This is a genomic window from Microbacterium sp. UCD-TDU (assembly GCF_000340625.1).
In the GTDB taxonomy this organism is placed as follows: Bacteria; Actinomycetota; Actinomycetes; order Actinomycetales; family Microbacteriaceae; genus Microbacterium; species Microbacterium maritypicum.
The window spans coordinates 861427-879481 of the sequence record NZ_KB454447.1 but is presented as its reverse complement, the minus strand read 5'-3'; the positions used below and the strand labels follow the sequence as shown (position 1 = coordinate 879481).

Genomic DNA, 18055 nt, shown 5'->3' with positions numbered 1-18055 from the left:
ATCTCACGACCGCGGTGGGAACCACTCGCGGCACGGCCCCTCGCGCTCCGGAGAGCGCAGCGCGAGGGGCCGTGCACGCCGTCAGGCGCGGCGTCGGTAGGCGAGGATCGCAACCACGAGGGCGGCGAAGCCGGCGACGAGCCCTCCGGCGCCGAGAGCCACCCCCAGGGGGTCGGAGACCGCGGACGTGGCGGTGGCCTCGTCGCCCTTGTCGGCGTCCTCGGTCTCGGCGTGCTCTCCGTGCTCGCCGGCGGTGGCCGCGGTCACCGCGACGACCGGGGCGGGTGCGTCGAGGCTGTGCGGGTCCTCGCCGTTCTCGGCGAGTTGCGTCCACGCGGTCGAACCCTCGACGCACTCCTGCACGACGGGGAATGCCAGTGTGTCGGGCGTGTTCTCGTCCAGGCCGACTCCCATGCTCACCGCGCCGCGAAGGTCGGTGGGCACCGGCGCGACGGCCGTGTAGGTCACGGCGCTGACGAGGCCGTCATCACCGCGTTCGACCTCGATGTTCCAGTCGCTGTCCATGGTCGGCGCCACCGAGGCGAGGCCCTCGGGCATCGTGATGCGCAGGGCGGTGGTGGGGGAGTTCTCGCAGCCGTGGGAGAACGAGAAGGTGAGCACGCCGTGGTCTCCTGCGGCGAGCTCATCGGGGCTGACACCCACGTGGGCGCCGGCCATGGCGGGGACGGCGAGGGCGAGGGTGGCTCCGCCGAGGACGCCGAGGGTGGCGAGGCTGAGACGACGGGTACGGGTGTTGCGGGACATGAGAGATCTCCTGGTGCTCGAAGTGCGGGCGCGCCACGATGGCGCGTCTCCGCGAAAGGGGTGATGCCGCCCCGTCGGGGGACGGCGGACTCCGGTGCGACGGATCAGTCGCGGGCGAGCGCAGGAGGACCGCGTCTGGGCACAGCGGCCGAGACGGCGGCGTCGAAGGAGACGACGGTGACCGAACGCAGCCGAGGCGGTCGGCGATGCATCGCGGGCGCCAGCGCGGATGCGCGTCGGAAGAGTGCGTCGACCCAGCGGGCGACGATGCGCACGACCGCTTCCGCGTGCCACACCAGCATCGTGGTGAGCACGGCCGCGACGACGTGCGCGAACAGCATCAGTGCGCCGGGAGCCGCTGCGGGGGATGAAGACCCGAGAAGCGCCACGTCGAGATGGTGGGAGTGTACGCCGCCGGCGATCGGCGTCGTACCCGTCGGGGCGCCCAGCAGCTGGAACAGGACGTGGAAGGCGCCCTGCGCGAGGAAGACCGCCACGGCCACGCGGCCGCGCGACTGCCTGACGCCGACCAGCACGGCCGACAGCGGTGTGACCAGAGTCGCGATGGCGAGGATCAGCAGCGCATGCGGAGTCGCTCCGCCGCCCAGAGTGTGGGACAGTGCGGCGAGCAACGTCGCCACCGAGGATACGGCGGCAGCGCGCACGAGTCGCAGCTGCCGGGCATTCACGCTCTCAGCCTAGCTGCGCCGCGGCGCCGGGCGGATTCCTAGCTGGGGGCACTAACGTTGGCACGTGGAATTCCTGCTCTATCTGGCCGGCATCCTGTTCATGCTGATCGGCCTCGGGCTGTCGATCGGCCTGCATGAGGTCGGGCATCTCGTCCCCGCGAAGCTCTTCGGCGTGCGCGTCGGCCAGTACATGATCGGCTTCGGCCCGCGACTGTGGTCTCGGCGCATCGGCGAGACGGAGTACGGGTTCAAGCTGCTTCCGCTGGGGGGCTTCATCTCGATGTCCGGCATGTACCCGGCCTCGAAGAGCTCCGGTCCGGCCTCCGGCGTCTTCCGCTCATTGATCCAGGATGCGCGCAGCGCGAACGACGAGACCATCGCGGAGGGCGCGGAAGATCGTGTCTTCTACCGCCTGCCCGTGTGGAAGCGCGTGGTCGTGATGCTCGGCGGTCCCGCCATGAACCTCGTGCTCGCCACGGTGATCTTCACCGTGCTGCTGTCGGGGATCGGCCTGCAGCAGGGAACCACCACGATCGCCTCGGTGACCGAATGCGTGGTGCCCGCGGGCTCGACGGCGACCGAGTGCACACCGGATGACCCGGCCTCGCCCGCCGCAGAAGCCGGGATCAAGCCGGGGGATGTCATCGTGTCCGTCGACGGACAGCCGGTGTCGACGTTCGCCGAGGCCACAACGATCGTGCAGGCGGCACCGGGCGAGACGCTCGACATGGTGGTGCGACGTGACGGGGCGGAGAAGTCGCTGCGCCTCACGCCGATCGCGGCAGAGCGCACGATCACCGACGCCAGCGGACAGCCGGTCCTCGACGACGCGGGAAAGCCTGTCGTCAAGGAGGTCGGCTACGTCGGCATGGGGGCGCAGATGGGGTACGTGCAGCAGCCCCTCACCGCCGGCCCCGAGATGGCCGCGGACAGCACCGCTCGGGTCGCATCCATGATCGTCACGCTCCCTGTGCGTCTGTGGGACGTCGGCGTCTCCCTCGTCACCGGCGGTGAGCGCGACCCGAACGGACCGCTGAGCGTCGTCGGGGTCGGACGCCTTGCAGGAGAAGCCGCCGCGACCGATGCGCCGATCCTCAACAGGTTCGCCTTCCTGCTCGGTCTGCTGGGCTCGCTGAACATCGCCCTGTTCGTCTTCAACCTCATCCCGCTGCTCCCGCTCGACGGCGGTCACATCGTCGTCGCGCTGTGGGACGGCATCAAGCGCGCGTGGGCCAAGCTCTTCCGCAGGCCGCCGCCGGCGCCCGTGGATGCGACCAAGCTCGTGCCGCTGACCGTCGTCGTCGCGGTGCTTCTGATCGCGATGGGAGCGCTGCTGCTCGTCGCCGATCTGTTCAACCCGGTGAATCTTCTCGGCTGAGGTGTCGAATTCGTCCTTGTCCGTTCGCTGAAGGGGTGAAACGGTTCTCAAGACGAAAGGACGAACCTCATGAAGTACGTCATCATGTTCACATCCACCCCCGCGCACGACGCCGCCGTCTCGCCGGAGGTCGCTCAAGACGTGTACGCGCGTGTCTACCAGTGGTTCCAGGACAACGCCGACTCGATCGAGGACAGCGGCGCAGAACTGCAGCCGGTCGATGCGGCGACCACCGTGCGACACGGGGCCACGGGTGCAGTCGTCGTCGACGGTCCCTTCACGGAGGCGCGTGAGGCCGTCGGCGGCTTCACTCTCATCGATGTGCCCGACCTCGACGCCGCGATAGCCCTGGCGCGGACGTGGCCGATGCTGGAGCTCGAGGGCACCTCGGTCGAGATCCGTCCGATCGTGACGGACTACAGCCAGTTCGAGCAGTGAACGCCTCGGATGCCGCGTCATCGGGGGATGCGGCATCCGATCGCGCCCTGGAGCGGGTGGTCCGAGGCGAGTCCGCCCGGATCGTCGCGGCTCTGACCACATCGCTCGGCAACCTCGATCTCGCGGAGGAATCCGTGGCCGAGGCTGTCGCCGAAGCGCTGGTCGGATGGCGCGTGAGGGGAGTCCCGCCGAATCCGGCCGCGTGGCTCACCACGGCTGCGCGCCACAACGCACTCGATCGGCTGCGCCGCGACAAGCGCTACCGCCAGAAGCTCGCGATCCTCTCCGACCGGGCGCCGCTGGTCGACACCGAAATGGACGAGCGACTGCCACTGCTGTTCGGATGCTGCCATCCGGCGCTGTCCGAGCCCGCACAGCTTGCGCTCACCCTGCGCGCGGTGTGCGGCCTGACGACCGAGCAGATCGCCAGGGCGACGATGAGCACTCCGGCCGCCGTCGGACAGCGCATCGTGCGCGCCAAGCGCAGGATCGGCGCGGCAGGGATCCCGCTGCGCGTGCCGGAGGGCGGGGAGCGGGCACCGCGCCTGGACATGGTCCTCACCGTGATCTCTGTGATGTACAACATGGCGCACCTCCTGCCGGGCTCGGACTCCGGGGCGGATCGCGACGTCGCAGAAGACGCACTCTGGCTGGCGGAGGTCGTGGCGCACGCCCTCCCTGGTGAACCTGAAGCATGGGGGCTCGTGGCGCTGCTGAGGTTCCATCGCAGCCGAGAGCCGGCGCGCGCGCTCGAGGGCGAGATGGTCCTGCTCGCCGATCAGGACCGGATGCGGTGGGACGCTGCGCTTCAACGCGATGCCCATCGAGCGCTCTCGCGCGCTGCAGGGATGCGGCGGTCAGGTCGTTGGCAGCTGCATGCGGCCATCGCTGCGTGTCATTCCGATGCGCAGCAGTTCGCCGACACGGACTGGGCACAGATCGTCGCGCTCTATGACCTGCTTCTCGTCCACGACGCGTCGCCCGTGGTTCGTCTCAATCGCGCCGTCGCGGTCGGGCAGACCGGCGACCTGAAGCACGCGCTCGCGGAGGTGGAGGCCCTTCATGACGATCTGGTGCGCTTCCACCTCTGGCATGCCGTGCGCGGCGACCTGATGCGGCGAGCCGGACGAGAAGACGAGGCTGTCTCCGCTCTCCGCGATGCCCACGAGCGCGCGGTGAACGACGCGGAGCGACGCCTGCTCCGCTCCCGGGTATCGCTCGAGCCCTGACCGACCCTGGTCCGATCGATCAGGTGGTGGATCAGGCGAGGGCGTGCGACACGAGGCGCTCGAGCGTGCGGATCCCGTCGCGCGAGAGGATCGACTCGAGATGCCCCTGCACCGAGGCGAAGTGCGCTCCGCGGAGTGCGTACACATCGCCGGAGTCGGGATCCGCCGACACGTCGGTATCCCCGACCGTGGTCGTGCCAGGGCTGACCCGCGCGGTGAAGGTGTTGTAGAAGCCGATCGAGGCATCCTCTCCGAACACGGGCACGGACTTCTGCAGACCCTGATGCGGGGTATCGAGCGGAGTCAGCGAGATGCCGAGCCGGTCGGCGAGGATCTGGTGGCTGAGGCACACCGCGAGCAGCGGTGCGTCGGAATCGAGCCGGTGGGCGACCACGGCGCGCATCCTGGCGATGCGCGCGTTCTCCGCATCCCGCGGATCTCCGGGACCGGGGCCTGCGACGACGAGGTCTGCGGCATCCAGATCGGCGTCGCGCACCTCGCTCCAGGGGGCAATGGTCACCGCGAGCCCCAGATGGCGCAGCTGGTGGGCGAGCATGGTCGTGAACCGGTCCTCGGCATCCACGACGAGGGCGGAGTGTCCGGCGAACGGGCCCGTGAACTCCTCGCCCTGCGGGTTGAGCCAGAACTCGGCCAGACGGGCGTTGCGCGACGAGAGCAGCTCGGCGATCGCGGGGTCGTCGGCGAGGGCACGTGCAGCGCCCGGAGCGTCCGCATCGCTGCGTGCCTCGGCGACGCGGTCCCGGTCGATCGCTCCGATGGCCCCCAGCACGCCGGCGGCCTTGCCGTGCGTCTCGGACACCTCGCCCATCGGGTCGGAGTGTCGAACGAGCGTCGCACCGACCGGCACGCGGAGGGTGCCGTCCTGGAGGTACACGGTACGGATGAGGATCGGCGCGTCCAGGTCGTGGCCGCCGTCGGCGTTCGGGGTGAACAGGGCGGCGACTCCGGAGTAGTAGCCGCGGGGCTCGTGCTCGTGGCGACGGATGACGGCGCACGCGTTCTGCATGGGCGACCCGGTGACGGTCGGCGCGAACATGGTCTCGCGCAGGATGTCGCGCGGATCGAGGGAGCTGCGTCCGCGAAGCATGTACTCGGTGTGCGTGAGCCGCGACATCTCCTTGAGGTGGGGGCCGGTGATCCGCCCACCGTCGGAGCACACGGCGCTCATCATCTTGAGTTCCTCGTCGACGACCATGAACAGTTCCTCGGTCTCCTTGGTCGAGGCGAGGAAGTCGATCAGCGTCTCCTTCGTCGAACCACCGGCCGGGTGACGGAACGTGCCGGAGATCGGGTTCATCGTGACGACGCCTTCGCGGGCGACCACATGGGCCTCCGGGCTGGCGCCGACGGCGATGTGGCCGGGAGTGACGACGGCGAAGGTCCAGTAGGCGCCGCGTTCGTGCGTGAGCAGCGCACGGAACCAGGTGAGGGCGGCCGTCCGGTCGTCGACGTCGATGCCGGCGGTGAAATCGCGCCGGATGACGAAGTTCGCACCCTCCCCACGCCCGATCTCCTCGGCGATGACCTTCTCGACGATCGCGGCGTACTCGGCGTCGGCGATGTCGAAGCCGTCGTCGTGGAGCGCGACGGGTGTGCGGGGGAGCGCCGTGAGAAGTTCCGCGGTGGACAGGTGCAGGTGCTCGTCGACGATCATGCACCGCAGCGGCGTGCCGTCGTCCTGGGCGACGAATCCGCGTTCACGCACCTGGCGATAGGGGACCATCGAGAACACCTCGCGAGGGGTGCCGTCGATGGTCAGCGGGATGTCCGCGAGCAGATCGACGTCGACGACCTCCCCGCTGAGCAGCTCGACGGTGTCGGCGCCGTCACGTGCGATCAGCACGAAGGACGCCGTCGGATCGGCGCTGAGCTCGGCGAGTCGTGAGAGGGTCATCGATGTCTCCTGTGCTGTGCTCCGGCTCGGCGCAACGAAAAGACCGCCGAGGTCGGCGGTCTGAATTCGTGGGAACGCGAACACACCGCCTAGAAGGCGGGCCACCAGGTGAAGTTCGCGAGCATGGGGCCGAAACTACCACATCGCGCGTGGCGGCCCGAGCGCGATGACGTCACCAGATGCTGCCGCCCGGCTCTTCCGTCTCGGTGTCGAGGGCGTGATCGACGACGAGACGCACTGCGCGCGCCAGTTGCGTCTCGGCGAGATGCGGAGCGTCTGCGGGTGCTGTGCCGGTCGACCAGGGGAGGTGTACGAACCCGGCGATGGCATCCGTCCCGATCGCACCCAGCGCGGTGTACAGCACGTGGTTGCACACGTACGCGCCCGCCGACAGCGAGAGCCGTGCCGGGAGTCCTTCGGCGATCAGCTCGTCGACGAGACGCTTGACGGGAAGCGTCGAGAACCGCGCCGCAGGGCCGCCGACCTCGCTGGGCACGTCGACGGGCTGTGCGCCGTCGTTGTCGGGGATGCGCGCATCGATCAGGTTCACCCCGATGCGCTCGAGGGCGATGTGTGAGCTCCCACCGGCGAGACCGGTGGCGATCACGACATCAGGGCAGTGGCGCTCGATCAGGGCGCGGAGGCGGCGCGCCGAGGCGTCGAATGCGACGGGAAGAGTCGCGACGACCAGGTCGTGCGGGCCGTCGTAGTCGTCCAGCACGGCGTTCACCGCATCCGCAGACGGGTTGCGCGCGGCGCCGTCGAAGGGTTCGAAGCCGGTGAGGAGGACGACTGCCATTCATCCAGCGTAGGTGCGTCCGTCCAGCCCACTTGCATCCTGGCGGCGTAGGCTTGAGGGGTGCCAGCAGTGAACCTCGGAATGCCGAAGATCCCCGAAGTCCTCGCCCCGCGCCGTAAGTCCCGGCAGATCAAAGTGGGCAAGGTGCTCGTGGGCGGCGACGCTCCCGTCAGCGTGCAGTCGATGACGACCACGAAGACGACCGACATCAACGGGACGCTCCAGCAGATCGCCGAACTCACGGCCTCCGGCTGCGAGATCGTGCGCGTCGCCGTGCCGCATCAGGACGATGCCGACGCGCTGAAGATCATCGCGATGAAGAGCCAGATCCCTGTCATCGCCGACATCCACTTCCAGCCGCGCTACATCTACACCGCGATCGACGCCGGATGCGGGGCGGTTCGAGTGAACCCCGGGAACATCCGGGAGTTCGACGGCAACGTCGGCAAGATCGCGGAGGCGGCGAAGGCCGCGGGCGTTTCCCTGCGCATCGGTGTCAACGCCGGATCGCTCGATCGCCGCATCCTCACCAAGTACGGCAAGGCAACGGCCGAGGCGCTGGTCGAGAGCGCCGTCTGGGAGGCATCGCTGTTCGAGGAGCACGACTTCCACGACTTCAAGATCTCGGTCAAGCACAACGATCCGATCGTGATGGTCAAGGCTTACCGGCTGCTGGCTGAGCGGGGCGATTGGCCTCTGCACCTCGGCGTGACCGAGGCCGGACCGGCGTTCCAAGGCACGATCAAGAGCGCCACGGCGTTCGGCATCCTGCTCGGCGAGGGCATCGGCGACACGATCCGGGTGTCGCTGTCGGCACCGCCGGCCGAAGAGGTCAAGGTGGGCCACCAGATCCTGCAGTCGCTGAACCTGCGTGAGCGCAAGCTCGAGATCGTCTCGTGCCCCTCGTGCGGTCGTGCGCAGGTCGACGTCTACACGTTGGCCGAGAACGTCACCGAGGGACTCAAGGACATGACCGTCCCGCTTCGGGTCGCCGTGATGGGCTGCGTCGTCAACGGACCCGGTGAGGCCCGAGAGGCCGACCTCGGCGTCGCCTCGGGCAACGGCAAGGGGCAGATCTTCGTGAAGGGTGAGGTCATCAAGACCGTGCCCGAGGCGGACATCGTCGCCACGCTGATCGAAGAAGCCAACCGCATCGCCGCCGAGATGGGCCCGGAAGCCCCGCTCGGCACCGCCCAGGTCGTCACGGTCTGAGCCAGGAGGAGCACCACATGTCCGATCACACACTTCCCGCTCCTGTGCAGGCGATGATCGACGCGATCAACGCCGCCGACACCGAGGCATTCGTGAATGCCTTCACCGCCGACGGTTTCGTCAGCGATTGGGGCACGGTCAAGGCCGGCCCCGCTGGGGTGCGCGACTGGGCGGGCAGCGACGCGATCGGAGCCGGTGCGCAGATGACCGTGCTCTCGGCCGAGACCGAGGGCGACACCACGCGCCTCCGTTTCGGATGGGCGAGCCGCGTCTTCAACGGTGAGTCCGACGGCATCTTCGTCGTCGAGGGCGACAAGCTCGCCAGCTTCACGATCCCCCCGTCCCACTGACACGTCAGCTGCGGGCTGTGGAGCCCGTGCGCCGACTGCATGCCGTCGAATCCTAGGAGAACCATGTCGACGCCCACCATCGTGACCTTCGCGGCAGGGGCCGTCGCCGGGGACGGCATCGTCACCCGTGTCGAGAACCACCCAGACGGGCCCGTCGTGGTCGTCGACACGACACCCTTCCACCCCGTCGATCACACCTGGCCGGATCAGCCCGGCGACACGGGGACCATCGCGGTCGACGGTGAGGCCGTCCACGTGACCGAGGCGCTGATGGCCGCGATCTCGGATGAGGGTGAGTTCGCCGTCGGGAGCGACATCCCCGTCAAGCGCGGCGCCGACGGCTGGACCTGGCTCGTCGGGCATCGGATCGAGGGCGCCGCTCCGGCTGCTCTCGTCGAGGGCACGCGGGTGACGCTCTCGGTCGACGGTGCGCGTCGTGTCGGCCTCAGCCGCGGCCACACCGCCTGTCACCTCGCCTCTCTCGCGCTGGACCGGGCCCTGGCGGACCTCTGGCGCAAGGACCCCGGTGTCGACGCCCTCGGTGCCCCCGACTTCGAGGGCCGCGCCAATCAGTCGAGTCGGATCCACGAGGACGGGGCCGTCGACGAGTACCGTCTGGGCAAGAGTCTGCGAAGGTCCGGGTTCGATACCGAGACGTTCGCGGCGACGCTCGCCGATCGTGAGGCACGCGTCAACGACCAGCTCGCGGCATGGGTCGCCGCCGGTGTCTCCAGCAGCGTCGAGACCGAGGGCCCATCGATCGTCGATCGTCGTCGTTGGCACTGTGAACTCCCCGAGGGCGAAGCCGTGATCCTGTGCGGAGGAACGCACGTCGACTCACTCGCCGCGTTCGCCTCGATCACTGTGTCGCTCGACCTGAGCGATCCTCAGCTTCTGGTCATGACGACCGTGGCGACGCCAGCCGACTGACGTCAGCCTCACGCCGCGCGACGGTGTGGCGATACGAGACGTGACCTCAAGGCTCGTAACAGATCCTTCACCGCAGCGCTCCTCGCAGCGTGTCCGAGCTCCTTCCACATCGCGAGCTGATCGCGTCGGCGTTCCAGATCGATCGGGAACGGACCTTCGCCGTACTCGGAGATCAAGAACTCCAGCATCATGCGCACCTCCCAGGCCGCCGACGCCGGGGCATCGAGGAGCGGACTCCTGGCGAACGGGCTGGGGCTCGCGACGCTCTGCAATCGGAGGAGGGTGGAAGCGAGAAGTGAGGGTCCTTCGGTCGGGTCGTCGCTACGTCCGGTGATCCCCTCGTCGAGGATCTCCAGAAGACGCTGCCTTCTCTGCTCCATCCCTGCCACGACACGCCCCCGCCCTGCGACGCAAGCGGCGACCGCGACGAGCGCAACGGAGATGGAACCACCCACCTCGATCTGCGGGTGGAGGAACCAGCAGGTGTAGGCGACCAGCACGACAGCCGCTGCCGTCATCGCGGAGAAGGACCGACCAGCTTGATGCAGATCGCTCGTCGGAGCGGTGGACAGGAACGGTGGTGTCATCATCAGCGCCATCCATCCCCAGAAAGCCGCCACCACCGCGGTGGTCGTGAGCAGGAGCAGGACCTGCGGGTCGCTGTTCACCCCCGGTGTCATGCCTGCTGCCACCGCTCCGAGAGCGAGCACGACGACGAAGAGGACGGAAAGCCCCAGCATCGCATTGCTGATCCAGTGGCGGACCCTTCGCGCGAACCGGGTCACCTTCGTGTAGGCATCGGCTGTCAGGAGCGTCAGCATGAGGATCACTGAGGCGACAGCGCAGGCGACTCCCGCACCGATGAACATCGTGACACCGGGCTCGCGCTGGGTCGGCGCCAGAGCGAAGACCACGACGGACGCACAGGAAAGGGGGACGGCGAGGCAAAGTCGAAAGAACCACCACGGTGCTGATCGCCAGGACGATACCGGGACTTCGATGAAGGCAGACGCCAGCGCGAAGAGGTCGGGCTGGTTCTGTGGCGAGCGATCGACGGGTGCGGACGGTGAAGGCATCCCGCCAGTATGGCCGTGGGCACCGACGACGTCAGCAGGCCGACAGGATGTTCAGATCGCGAACTCGACCTCTCCCTTCGCGATGTCAGCCCGAGCCACCCGGAGCTGAACGACATCGCCCGGCTTCGCCCCCATGGGCAGGGGTGCCGTCGCCGTGACCGCGGGGTCGGCGAGTTGGATCGCCGCACGCTCGCCCCGCAGCTCGATCACGGTCGCTTCCATCGTCGAGCCGACCAGCGGCGTGAGGAGTGCGGCTTCGACACTGTTGATCGTGGCGGCGTTCAGTCGTGAGGCGCGCTGACCGGACTCCTGCATCAGCGCGGGCAGCTCGGCGAGTGAGGCGCGTGCCCACTCGGGGGCAGGCGTGCCGTTCGAGGCGGCGAGACAGATCGCGAGGGCCCACCGATCGACCAGTCGGCGCAGAGGAGCGGTCGCGTGAGCATAGGGCGCGGCGATGGCGGCCTGCACAGCATCTTTCGGTGTCTCGCCGTCGAACACCAGGTACCCCGCTCCGCGGAACAGTGACGATGCGGCCTCCAGTACGGGGAGCGTCATCGGGTCGGCGCGGTCGAGGTTTCGCAGGTACTCGCCGTAGGTGCCCGTCGTCCACGCTCGACCGAGGGCTTCCGTCTGGTGCCGGAACGTCTCGAAAGCAGCGTCATCCGGTTCCGGCATGGTCCGAAGGATCCCTACTCCGGCGTCGAGCATCAGGGTCGCGGCTGCCATCCCCGTCATGAGCGAGAGCTGGGCGTTCCATTCCTCCACGGGCAGCGGGCTGCGACGCTCGATTGCATAGGTGCCGTCCTGGGCGCGCACGACCTCTTCATCGGGCAGGTTCAGGCTCGCTCCGCCGCGCAGGCGCTCCTGCTCCATCCGCAGGGCGCCGATCTCGGGCAGCAGCGCGGCTGGCCCGTCTTCGCCGCGATCGAGCGACATCTGGGTCGTGGCGTAGTCGAGCTGGGCGCGGGAGCGGATCAACGCGCGCTCCAGACGGAAGGTCGAGACCACGCCGGCGGAGTCGAGGGTGAAGGTCCACACCAATGCCGGTCGATCGACATCGGCGAGCAGCGACGCACGATCCTCGCTCAGGACCCGCGGATGCAGGGGGATCGAGCCGTCGGCGGCGTACAGGGTCTGTCCGCGCCGCCGCGCCTCGGCATCGACCGCGCCACCCGGGGCGACGAAGCCGGGGACGTCGGCGATCGCGTAGCGAACCGTGTAGCCGCTGCCGTCGCGCGCGAGATGAAACGCCTGATCGAGGTCGCGAGAACCCTCGGGATCGAGCGTCGCGAAGGGGATGTCGCGAAGGTCGAGTTCGGGTACGGTCGCCGTCGATGCCTCAGCTTCGGCGATCACATCCTCAGGGAAGTCGACGGGGGCTTCGGCCGACTCGCGCAGAGCGGCGAGCGCCGAGGCCAGTTCGGTCTGGGCGGCAGACGGGGCGACGTGTGATCGGCGCTGAGGCATGGCTCCACCCTAGGCGCGAGTGATCGCGAGGAGCTCGGCGAACCGGCCCTGCGGATGCCAACCCGCGTTAGCGTGGACTCATGACCACTGCAGCCAAGGCCCAGACCCTTGTCGGACTCTATGACGCACCGGAGATCCTCCGCGTCGTGAATGTGTGGGACGTCGTCTCCGCGCGGGCGGTCGCCGCCCTCCCCGAGACGAAGGCGATCGCCACGGCCGGGCACGGTATCGCCGCGTCGTTCGGCTATGACGACGGTGCCACTCCGCGCGAGATCATGATCGACATGGTGGGTCGCATCGCGGCTGCCGTCGCGGTGCCGGTCTCGGCCGACCTCGATGACGGATACGGCGACGCGGGCGAGACCACGCGCCTCGCGATCGGCGTCGGGGTCGTCGGCGCGAACATCGAGGATCGCCTCAAGCCGCTCGACGAGTCCGTCGCCGCTGTCGCAGCGATCGTGAAGGCGGCGGAGGCCGAGGGTGTCCCGTTCGCCCTCAACGCCCGCACCGACGCGTTCGTCCGCGCCGGAGGGCGCCCGGTGCCGGAGAGCATCGCCGACGCCATCCAGCGCGGTCGGGCGTACCTCGACGCGGGAGCGACGGCCGTGTTCATCCCCGGCATCCTCGACATGAACGTCACCCGTCAGCTCGTCGAGGGCATCGGAGAGCGAAAGGTCAGCGTCATCGGGCTCCCCGGCGCCCTCGCCGCCTCCGAGTACGAGAAACTCGGCGTCGCGCGCATCTCGTACGGTCCGCTGCCGCAGCGCGTCGCGCTGACCGCGCTGCAGGAGCTCGCCGCCGACCTCTACGCGGGCGGTGTGGTCCCGGGGAACCTTCCGGCGCTGAACTGACACGGTCGAAGACGAGTGACCGCGGCTCACTAGACTTGCTCCGTGGTCACTCGTCTTTCGAACTTCTTCCTCCGCACGCTCCGTGAAGACCCTGCAGGCGCAGAGGTCGCCAGCCATCGGCTGCTGATCCGGGCCGGATACATCCGCCCGCAGGCCGCCGGCATCTTCGCGTGGCTGCCACTGGGGCTGCGCGTCAAGTCGAAGATCGAGACCGTCGTCCGCGAGGAGATGGCTGCTGCCGGCGCGCAGGAGGTGCACTTCCCGGCTCTCATGCCGCGTGAGGCCTACGAGGCCACCGGCCGCTGGGACGAGTACGGCGATCTGCTCTTCCGTCTTCAGGATCGCAAGGGAGGCGACTACCTCCTCGCGCCCACGCACGAGGAGGCCTTCACCATGCTGGTGAAGGACCTGTACTCGTCGTACAAAGACCTGCCGCTCACGATCTACCAGATCCAGGACAAGTACCGTGACGAGGCGCGCCCCCGGGCGGGCCTGCTCCGCGGCCGCGAGTTCACGATGAAGGACGCGTACTCCTTCGACTCGTCCGACGAGGGTCTCGACGCCAGCTACCAGGCGCAGCGCGACGCGTACGAGCGCATCTTCCAGCGGCTCGGACTCGAGTACGTGATCGTCCAGGCCGACGCCGGCGCCATGGGCGGCTCCCGCAGCGAGGAGTTCCTGCACCCGACACCGGTCGGAGAAGACACCTTCGTGCGCAGCGCCGGTGGATACGCGGCCAACGTCGAGGCGTTCACCACCGCGGTTCCGGAGGCGATCGCCTACGACGCCGACGCGACCCCGGTGATCTTCGATTCCCCGGACACGCCGACCATCGAGACGCTGGTCGTTCACGCGAACCGTGAGCTCGAGGGCGAGTACACCGCGGCCGACACCCTCAAGAACGTCGTGCTCGCACTCACGCACCTCGACGGCACGCGCGAGCTGGTCATCGTCGGCATCCCCGGCGATCGCGAGGTCGACGAGAAGCGCGCCGAGGTCGCCTTCGCGCCCGCCGAGGTCGAGACGGCGACCGCCGACGACTTCGAGAACAACCCGCTGCTCGTGAAGGGCTACATCGGCCCCTGGTCGCCCACAGGGGCGGTGCTCGGCGAGGAGTCCGCGACCGGGATCCGCTACCTGGTCGACCCGCGTGTGAGCGAGGGCACGAGCTGGATCACCGGCGCGAACATCGACCAGAAGCACGCGCACTCCGTCGTCGCCGGACGCGACTTCGCGGCCGACGGCGTCGTGGAGATCGCGAACGTGCGCGCGGGGGACCCGGCACCCGACGGCTCGGGCCCGGTCGAGCTCGCGCGAGGCATGGAGATCGGGCACGTCTTCCAGCTCGGCCGCAAGTACGCCGAGGCCCTGGGGCTGAAGGTGCTGAACGAGAACGGCAAGCTCGTCACCGTGACGATGGGCTCGTACGGCATCGGTGTGACCCGCATCCTCGCGATCATCGCCGAGCTCAACAACGACGACAAGGGCCTCATCTGGCCGGCGTCCGTCGCGCCGTTCGACGTGCAGGTCGTCGCCGCAAGTCGCGATCAGGTCGCGTTCGAGGTGGCGGAGAGCATCTCCGCGCAGCTCGAGGCCGCGGGACTCGACGTGCTCTACGACGACCGCCCCAAGGTATCGCCCGGTGTGAAGTTCGGCGACGCCGAACTCGTCGGCGTCCCGAAGATCGTCATCGTCGGACGTGGCGCCGCCGAAGGCCAGGTCGAGCTGTGGGACCGCACCACGGGGGAGCGTGACGCGGTCACCGTCGACGAGGTCGTCGGGCGGCTCTCCACCCGCTGAGCCCGTGCGGCCGCGTCGTCAGCAGACGATGCGGCCGTGGTTCATGATGTCGTCGTCAGGCGTGTCGCGGGTGACGAGGGACTTGAGCGCACCCGCAGCGAGCGCGAGCCTGCCCTTCGAGGGTTCCCAGAACTCCGTGACCTTCGGGGTCACCTTCAGAAGCGCGATGCCGGGAGTGTCGAGGCCGTCGGCGAACCAGATCTCCAGAGACGCGGAGTAGAGCTCCTCCATCTTCGCGCGGTCATGCACGACCTCTGCCGTTCCCGCGACGGACACGTAGCGCATCCCCTTCGCATCGCAGTAGGCGAGTCCGACGTCACGGTGCTTGCGCGCTTCATCGACCTTCTCGGTGTCTTCGGAGGTGAAGAACCAGATGTCGCCGGCATCGTCCATCTGCCGGGTCGACATCGGTCGACTCACGAGGTTGCCGCCGTCGTCGGTGGTGGTGAGCATCGTGATGTCGATGTCCTCCACGAGCTCGGCGACGCGGGCGAGGGCTTCGGGTCCTGTGATCTCGGTCATGGCATCAGCGTGCCGCCTGCCGTGGCGGTGGTCACGGGCATTGACACCGTGGCGGTGCCGTGACAGGGAGGTGCCGGCGTCTCGCAGCGACACCCCGGCGTTGCGGCCCGCGGTCGCACCGTCGCATGACACCCTGGTGACATGATCGACGAACCACTCCCCGAGGCCCTCAGCTCCGAGATCAACGCCGTGCTCGACGACGCGGGAGTGCACGCCGATCGACGATTGGTCATGCGCATGCTGCGCACGGCGATCCTGCTCGGCGAGGACGGTGCCGATCGTCTCGACCTCAAGATCGCCTCGGCGGCTCTGGCTGAGATGCGCGATGCGTTCCGGCTGTTCGCGCCGTTCCGCGGAGTCCCCAAGGTGACCGTCTTCGGATCGGCCCGCACCCGGCATGACGATCCGCTCTACCTCACGGCTCGCGATGTGGCGGCGGCCCTGGCGGGCGACGGCTGGATGGTCGTCACGGGTGCCGGACCCGGCATCATGCAGGCGGCGTCGGAGGGAGCGGGCCCCGCTCTCTCGCTGGGCGTCTCCATCCGGCTGCCCTTCGAGGAGAAGCCGAACGGCTTCGTGGCCGGTCAGGACCACGTCGTCGCGATGAAGTACTTCTTCACGCGCAAACTCATGCTGATCAAGGAATCGCTCGGATTCATCTGCCTTCCCGGCGGATTCGGCACTCTCGACGAGATGTTCGAGCTGCTCACCCTTCAGCAGACGGGGAAGGCCGAGCCGACCCCCATCGTTCTCCTCGACGAGCCCGGGGGCACCTTCTGGCAGGGTCTGCGCAGCTTCATCGACGATCACCTCGCTCCGACCGGGGTGATCTCGGAGGGTGACTTCGACCGCGTCGTGATCACGGATTCGGTGGAGGCGGCGCGCGCGGAGATCACCGGGTTCTGGCACAACTACGACTCGTTGCGGTGGGTCGGCGACGCCCTGGTGCTGCGCCTGAGGGCCGTGCCGACGGATGACGAGATCGAAACGCTCAACCAGCAGTTCGCCTCGATGCTCTCGACGGGCCGGATCGAGCGGACGGCTCCGCGGCAACCCGAGGTCGCCGACGACGACAACCTCGACCTGCCGCGTCTGATCCTGCACCTGGATCAGCGGCAGGTGGGCAACCTGTTCCGGCTGATCGGAGCGATCAACGCGCTTCCGTCTGCTCCCGCGCGGTGATGCGGGCCGCGAAGTCCGTGAGGTCGACGGGGCGATCGAGGATGCGCTCCGCGGCCCGGTGCCCGGAGTAGAACGCCGCACCGACCGTTGCCGGTTCGTCGCCCCAGGTGGCCTCGCCGGCGAAGTGCAGTACCCCGTCGACGGGCCCTGCGAGCGCGTCGTGGTCGTGATGCGTGGAACCCAGTGCGAGGTGCGAGTAGGAGCCGTTCGAGAACTCGTCCTCACCCCAGCGGGTGACCCAGTGGGCGAGCGGCTCGCCCACGGCATCCGGGTAGAGGACCCGCAGTGCACTCACCGCGTCGGCGACGATCTCCGCATCGGGAAGCTCCTGCATACGGCGACCGAAGGGTCCGGCGGCGAAGGTCAGCAGTGTCGGGATGCCGCTGACGGCGGAGACGTCGTACCAGGAGTGCCAGTGCTCGCCGGCCTCGCCGAGGGCACGGATCACGTAGGTCCCCTCGTTCCAGAAGCGCTCGGGGAACTGGACGAACACCTTGTTGAAGACGCCCATGCCGAGCCGGGACACGGGGCCTGCGACCGCATCGGGCAGTGCCGGCTCGAACGCGATCGTTCCCGCCTTGAGCACCCCGAGGGGCACGGTCACGATCGCCCTGGCGGCTCGGTACTGCGTCTCGCCCGCGTGCACGACGACGCCATCGTGCGACCAGCTCACCCGCGTCACGACCGTCTCCAGACGCACGTCGAGGCCGGAGCCGATGCGTCGGGGCAGCTCGTCGTACCCGCGGGGGAAGATCACCTCGTCGCCCTCGATCGCGTCCTCGTCGAGGCCATGGGCGTCGAGGTCGCCGATCCAGGCGCCGCACTGCTCCTCGACCCGATGGCGGAAGAACTCGCGGATGTCGTCGATGCGCTCCGGGGTGAATCCCGACCGGTCGAGGGCACGCTCGGTCACATCCAGGTAGGTGTCGCCGGGGGAGGAGGCTGCGATCTCCTCCACGAGCAGGCGGTCGGCCATGTCGACGTCGGCGATCCACTGCGCGGTGGCCGCCTCGTCCATCGGATGCCCGTCGCCGTCGAAGTTCTCGATCGGGCGACCGCCCACCTGGAAGCTGCCCACCGTGTACTCGATCGCTGGGATCCTCAGCGCGTGGACGAGGCTCCACAGAGGTGAGTCCTCGATCCCATGGATCCACGACGCGCCGAGGTCGACCGGGAATCCGGCGCCACGGTCGGTGTGCATACGACCGCCGATGCGGTCGCGTCCTTCCAGGACCACGACGCTCTGACCCGCGTCGGCGAGCATCCGGGCGCTCGTGAGCCCCGACATCCCGGCGCCGATCACGATCGTGTCGAATGTGCTCACGTGCTCCTCCTCGAGCGGCTCCCGGATCCCGACGCCGCCGCCGCCGTGCGGGAGCCGGTGGGCACAGGGTATCGTGGTACGGATGTCGCGCGTGCGAACAGGCGCGACGAGAGCTGAATAGAGAGGCC

17 protein-coding genes are annotated in these 18055 nt (G+C 68.7%); 9 read left to right on the top strand and 8 right to left on the bottom strand.

Going from position 1 to position 18055, the window contains the following annotated elements; genetic code table 11:
- Positions 1 to 81: 81 nt before the first annotated feature.
- On the bottom strand, positions 82 to 765 hold the full coding sequence (locus D514_RS34565) for a YcnI family protein (protein WP_017830977.1): 684 nt from the start codon (positions 763 to 765) through the stop codon (positions 82 to 84).
- A gap of 104 nt (positions 766 to 869) precedes the next feature.
- Positions 870 to 1454 carry a hypothetical protein gene (locus tag D514_RS34560; protein ID WP_017830976.1) on the bottom strand — a complete coding sequence of 195 codons (585 nt, stop codon included), beginning with the start codon at positions 1452 to 1454 and terminating at the stop codon, positions 870 to 872.
- Between the two features lie 64 nt (positions 1455 to 1518).
- Between D514_RS34560 and D514_RS34555 the strand changes: the two genes are divergently transcribed.
- The 3 genes from D514_RS34555 to D514_RS34545 all read left to right on the top strand — a co-directional run bounded on the left by D514_RS34555 (position 1519) and on the right by D514_RS34545 (position 4499).
- Positions 1519 to 2832, top strand: coding sequence for an RIP metalloprotease (locus D514_RS34555; RefSeq protein WP_017830975.1), 1314 nt, complete (start codon positions 1519 to 1521; stop codon positions 2830 to 2832).
- A gap of 69 nt (positions 2833 to 2901) precedes the next feature.
- A complete protein-coding gene (locus D514_RS34550; RefSeq protein ID WP_017830974.1) occupies positions 2902 to 3270 on the top strand; it encodes a YciI family protein in 369 nt (122 codons plus the stop codon).
- On the top strand, positions 3267 to 4499 hold the full coding sequence (locus D514_RS34545) for an RNA polymerase sigma factor (RefSeq protein WP_017830973.1): 1233 nt from the start codon (positions 3267 to 3269) through the stop codon (positions 4497 to 4499). The genes D514_RS34550 and D514_RS34545 overlap by 4 nt, the downstream gene beginning before the upstream one ends.
- Before the next feature lie 31 nt (positions 4500 to 4530).
- Here D514_RS34545 and D514_RS34540 read toward each other — a convergent pair whose 3' ends face one another.
- Complete coding sequence (locus D514_RS34540) at positions 4531 to 6414, bottom strand: chorismate-binding protein (protein ID WP_017830972.1); 1884 nt, start codon at positions 6412 to 6414, stop codon at positions 4531 to 4533.
- Between the two features lie 172 nt (positions 6415 to 6586).
- Positions 6587 to 7213 carry a hypothetical protein gene (locus D514_RS34535; protein WP_017830971.1) on the bottom strand — a complete coding sequence of 209 codons (627 nt, stop codon included), beginning with the start codon at positions 7211 to 7213 and terminating at the stop codon, positions 6587 to 6589.
- Between the two features lie 60 nt (positions 7214 to 7273).
- On the opposite strand from D514_RS34535, the gene ispG reads away from it, so the two are divergent.
- From ispG to D514_RS34520, 3 genes are all read left to right on the top strand, one after another.
- Positions 7274 to 8425, top strand: coding sequence for a flavodoxin-dependent (E)-4-hydroxy-3-methylbut-2-enyl-diphosphate synthase (ispG, locus tag D514_RS34530; protein ID WP_174233197.1), 1152 nt, complete (start codon positions 7274 to 7276; stop codon positions 8423 to 8425).
- 17 nt (positions 8426 to 8442) lie between these two features.
- Positions 8443 to 8775 carry a hypothetical protein gene (locus tag D514_RS34525; protein WP_017830969.1) on the top strand — a complete coding sequence of 111 codons (333 nt, stop codon included), beginning with the start codon at positions 8443 to 8445 and terminating at the stop codon, positions 8773 to 8775.
- Between the two features lie 63 nt (positions 8776 to 8838).
- Positions 8839 to 9705, top strand: coding sequence for a hypothetical protein (locus D514_RS34520; RefSeq protein ID WP_017830968.1), 867 nt, complete (start codon positions 8839 to 8841; stop codon positions 9703 to 9705).
- An 8-nt stretch (positions 9706 to 9713) separates the two neighbouring features.
- Here the strand turns inward: D514_RS34520 and D514_RS34515 are convergent, their stop codons facing one another.
- Entirely contained in the window at positions 9714 to 10619 is a 906-nt protein-coding gene (locus D514_RS34515) for a hypothetical protein (RefSeq protein WP_017830967.1), read from the bottom strand.
- A gap of 213 nt (positions 10620 to 10832) precedes the next feature.
- Positions 10833 to 12248 carry an RNB domain-containing ribonuclease gene (locus D514_RS34510; protein WP_017830966.1) on the bottom strand — a complete coding sequence of 472 codons (1416 nt, stop codon included), beginning with the start codon at positions 12246 to 12248 and terminating at the stop codon, positions 10833 to 10835.
- 80 nt (positions 12249 to 12328) lie between these two features.
- On the opposite strand from D514_RS34510, the gene D514_RS34505 reads away from it, so the two are divergent.
- Both D514_RS34505 and D514_RS34500 read left to right on the top strand, forming a co-directional pair.
- Complete coding sequence (locus D514_RS34505) at positions 12329 to 13099, top strand: isocitrate lyase/phosphoenolpyruvate mutase family protein (RefSeq protein WP_017830965.1); 771 nt, start codon at positions 12329 to 12331, stop codon at positions 13097 to 13099.
- Between the two features lie 42 nt (positions 13100 to 13141).
- A complete protein-coding gene (locus tag D514_RS34500) occupies positions 13142 to 14899 on the top strand; it encodes a proline--tRNA ligase (RefSeq protein WP_017830964.1) in 1758 nt (585 codons plus the stop codon).
- Between the two features lie 18 nt (positions 14900 to 14917).
- Here D514_RS34500 and D514_RS34495 read toward each other — a convergent pair whose 3' ends face one another.
- Positions 14918 to 15421: a pyridoxamine 5'-phosphate oxidase family protein gene (locus tag D514_RS34495; protein ID WP_017830963.1), complete on the bottom strand. Its 504-nt coding sequence runs from the start codon at positions 15419 to 15421 to the stop codon at positions 14918 to 14920.
- A gap of 141 nt (positions 15422 to 15562) precedes the next feature.
- On the opposite strand from D514_RS34495, the gene D514_RS34490 reads away from it, so the two are divergent.
- Complete coding sequence (locus tag D514_RS34490; RefSeq protein ID WP_017830962.1) at positions 15563 to 16603, top strand: TIGR00730 family Rossman fold protein; 1041 nt, start codon at positions 15563 to 15565, stop codon at positions 16601 to 16603.
- On the opposite strand, the gene D514_RS34485 is transcribed toward D514_RS34490, so the two are convergent.
- Positions 16572 to 17927 (bottom strand): FAD-dependent oxidoreductase, encoded by a 1356-nt coding sequence (locus tag D514_RS34485; protein WP_017830961.1) that lies wholly within the window; start codon positions 17925 to 17927, stop codon positions 16572 to 16574. The genes D514_RS34490 and D514_RS34485 overlap by 32 nt on opposite strands.
- Between the last annotated feature and the right edge of the window lie 128 nt (positions 17928 to 18055).

Coding starts and splice junctions, on each gene's coding strand:
- D514_RS34495 (WP_017830963.1), bottom strand. CDS start 15,421: ATGACCGAGATCACAGGACCCGAAGCCCTCGCCCGCGTCGCCGAGCTC.
- D514_RS34540 (WP_017830972.1), bottom strand. CDS start 6,414: ATGACCCTCTCACGACTCGCCGAGCTCAGCGCCGATCCGACGGCGTCC.
- D514_RS34535 (WP_017830971.1), bottom strand. CDS start 7,213: ATGGCAGTCGTCCTCCTCACCGGCTTCGAACCCTTCGACGGCGCCGCG.
- D514_RS34505 (WP_017830965.1), top strand. CDS start 12,329: ATGACCACTGCAGCCAAGGCCCAGACCCTTGTCGGACTCTATGACGCA.
- D514_RS34525 (WP_017830969.1), top strand. CDS start 8,443: ATGTCCGATCACACACTTCCCGCTCCTGTGCAGGCGATGATCGACGCG.
- D514_RS34520 (WP_017830968.1), top strand. CDS start 8,839: ATGTCGACGCCCACCATCGTGACCTTCGCGGCAGGGGCCGTCGCCGGG.
- D514_RS34550 (WP_017830974.1), top strand. CDS start 2,902: ATGAAGTACGTCATCATGTTCACATCCACCCCCGCGCACGACGCCGCC.
- D514_RS34490 (WP_017830962.1), top strand. CDS start 15,563: ATGATCGACGAACCACTCCCCGAGGCCCTCAGCTCCGAGATCAACGCC.
- D514_RS34510 (WP_017830966.1), bottom strand. CDS start 12,248: ATGCCTCAGCGCCGATCACACGTCGCCCCGTCTGCCGCCCAGACCGAA.
- D514_RS34565 (WP_017830977.1), bottom strand. CDS start 765: ATGTCCCGCAACACCCGTACCCGTCGTCTCAGCCTCGCCACCCTCGGC.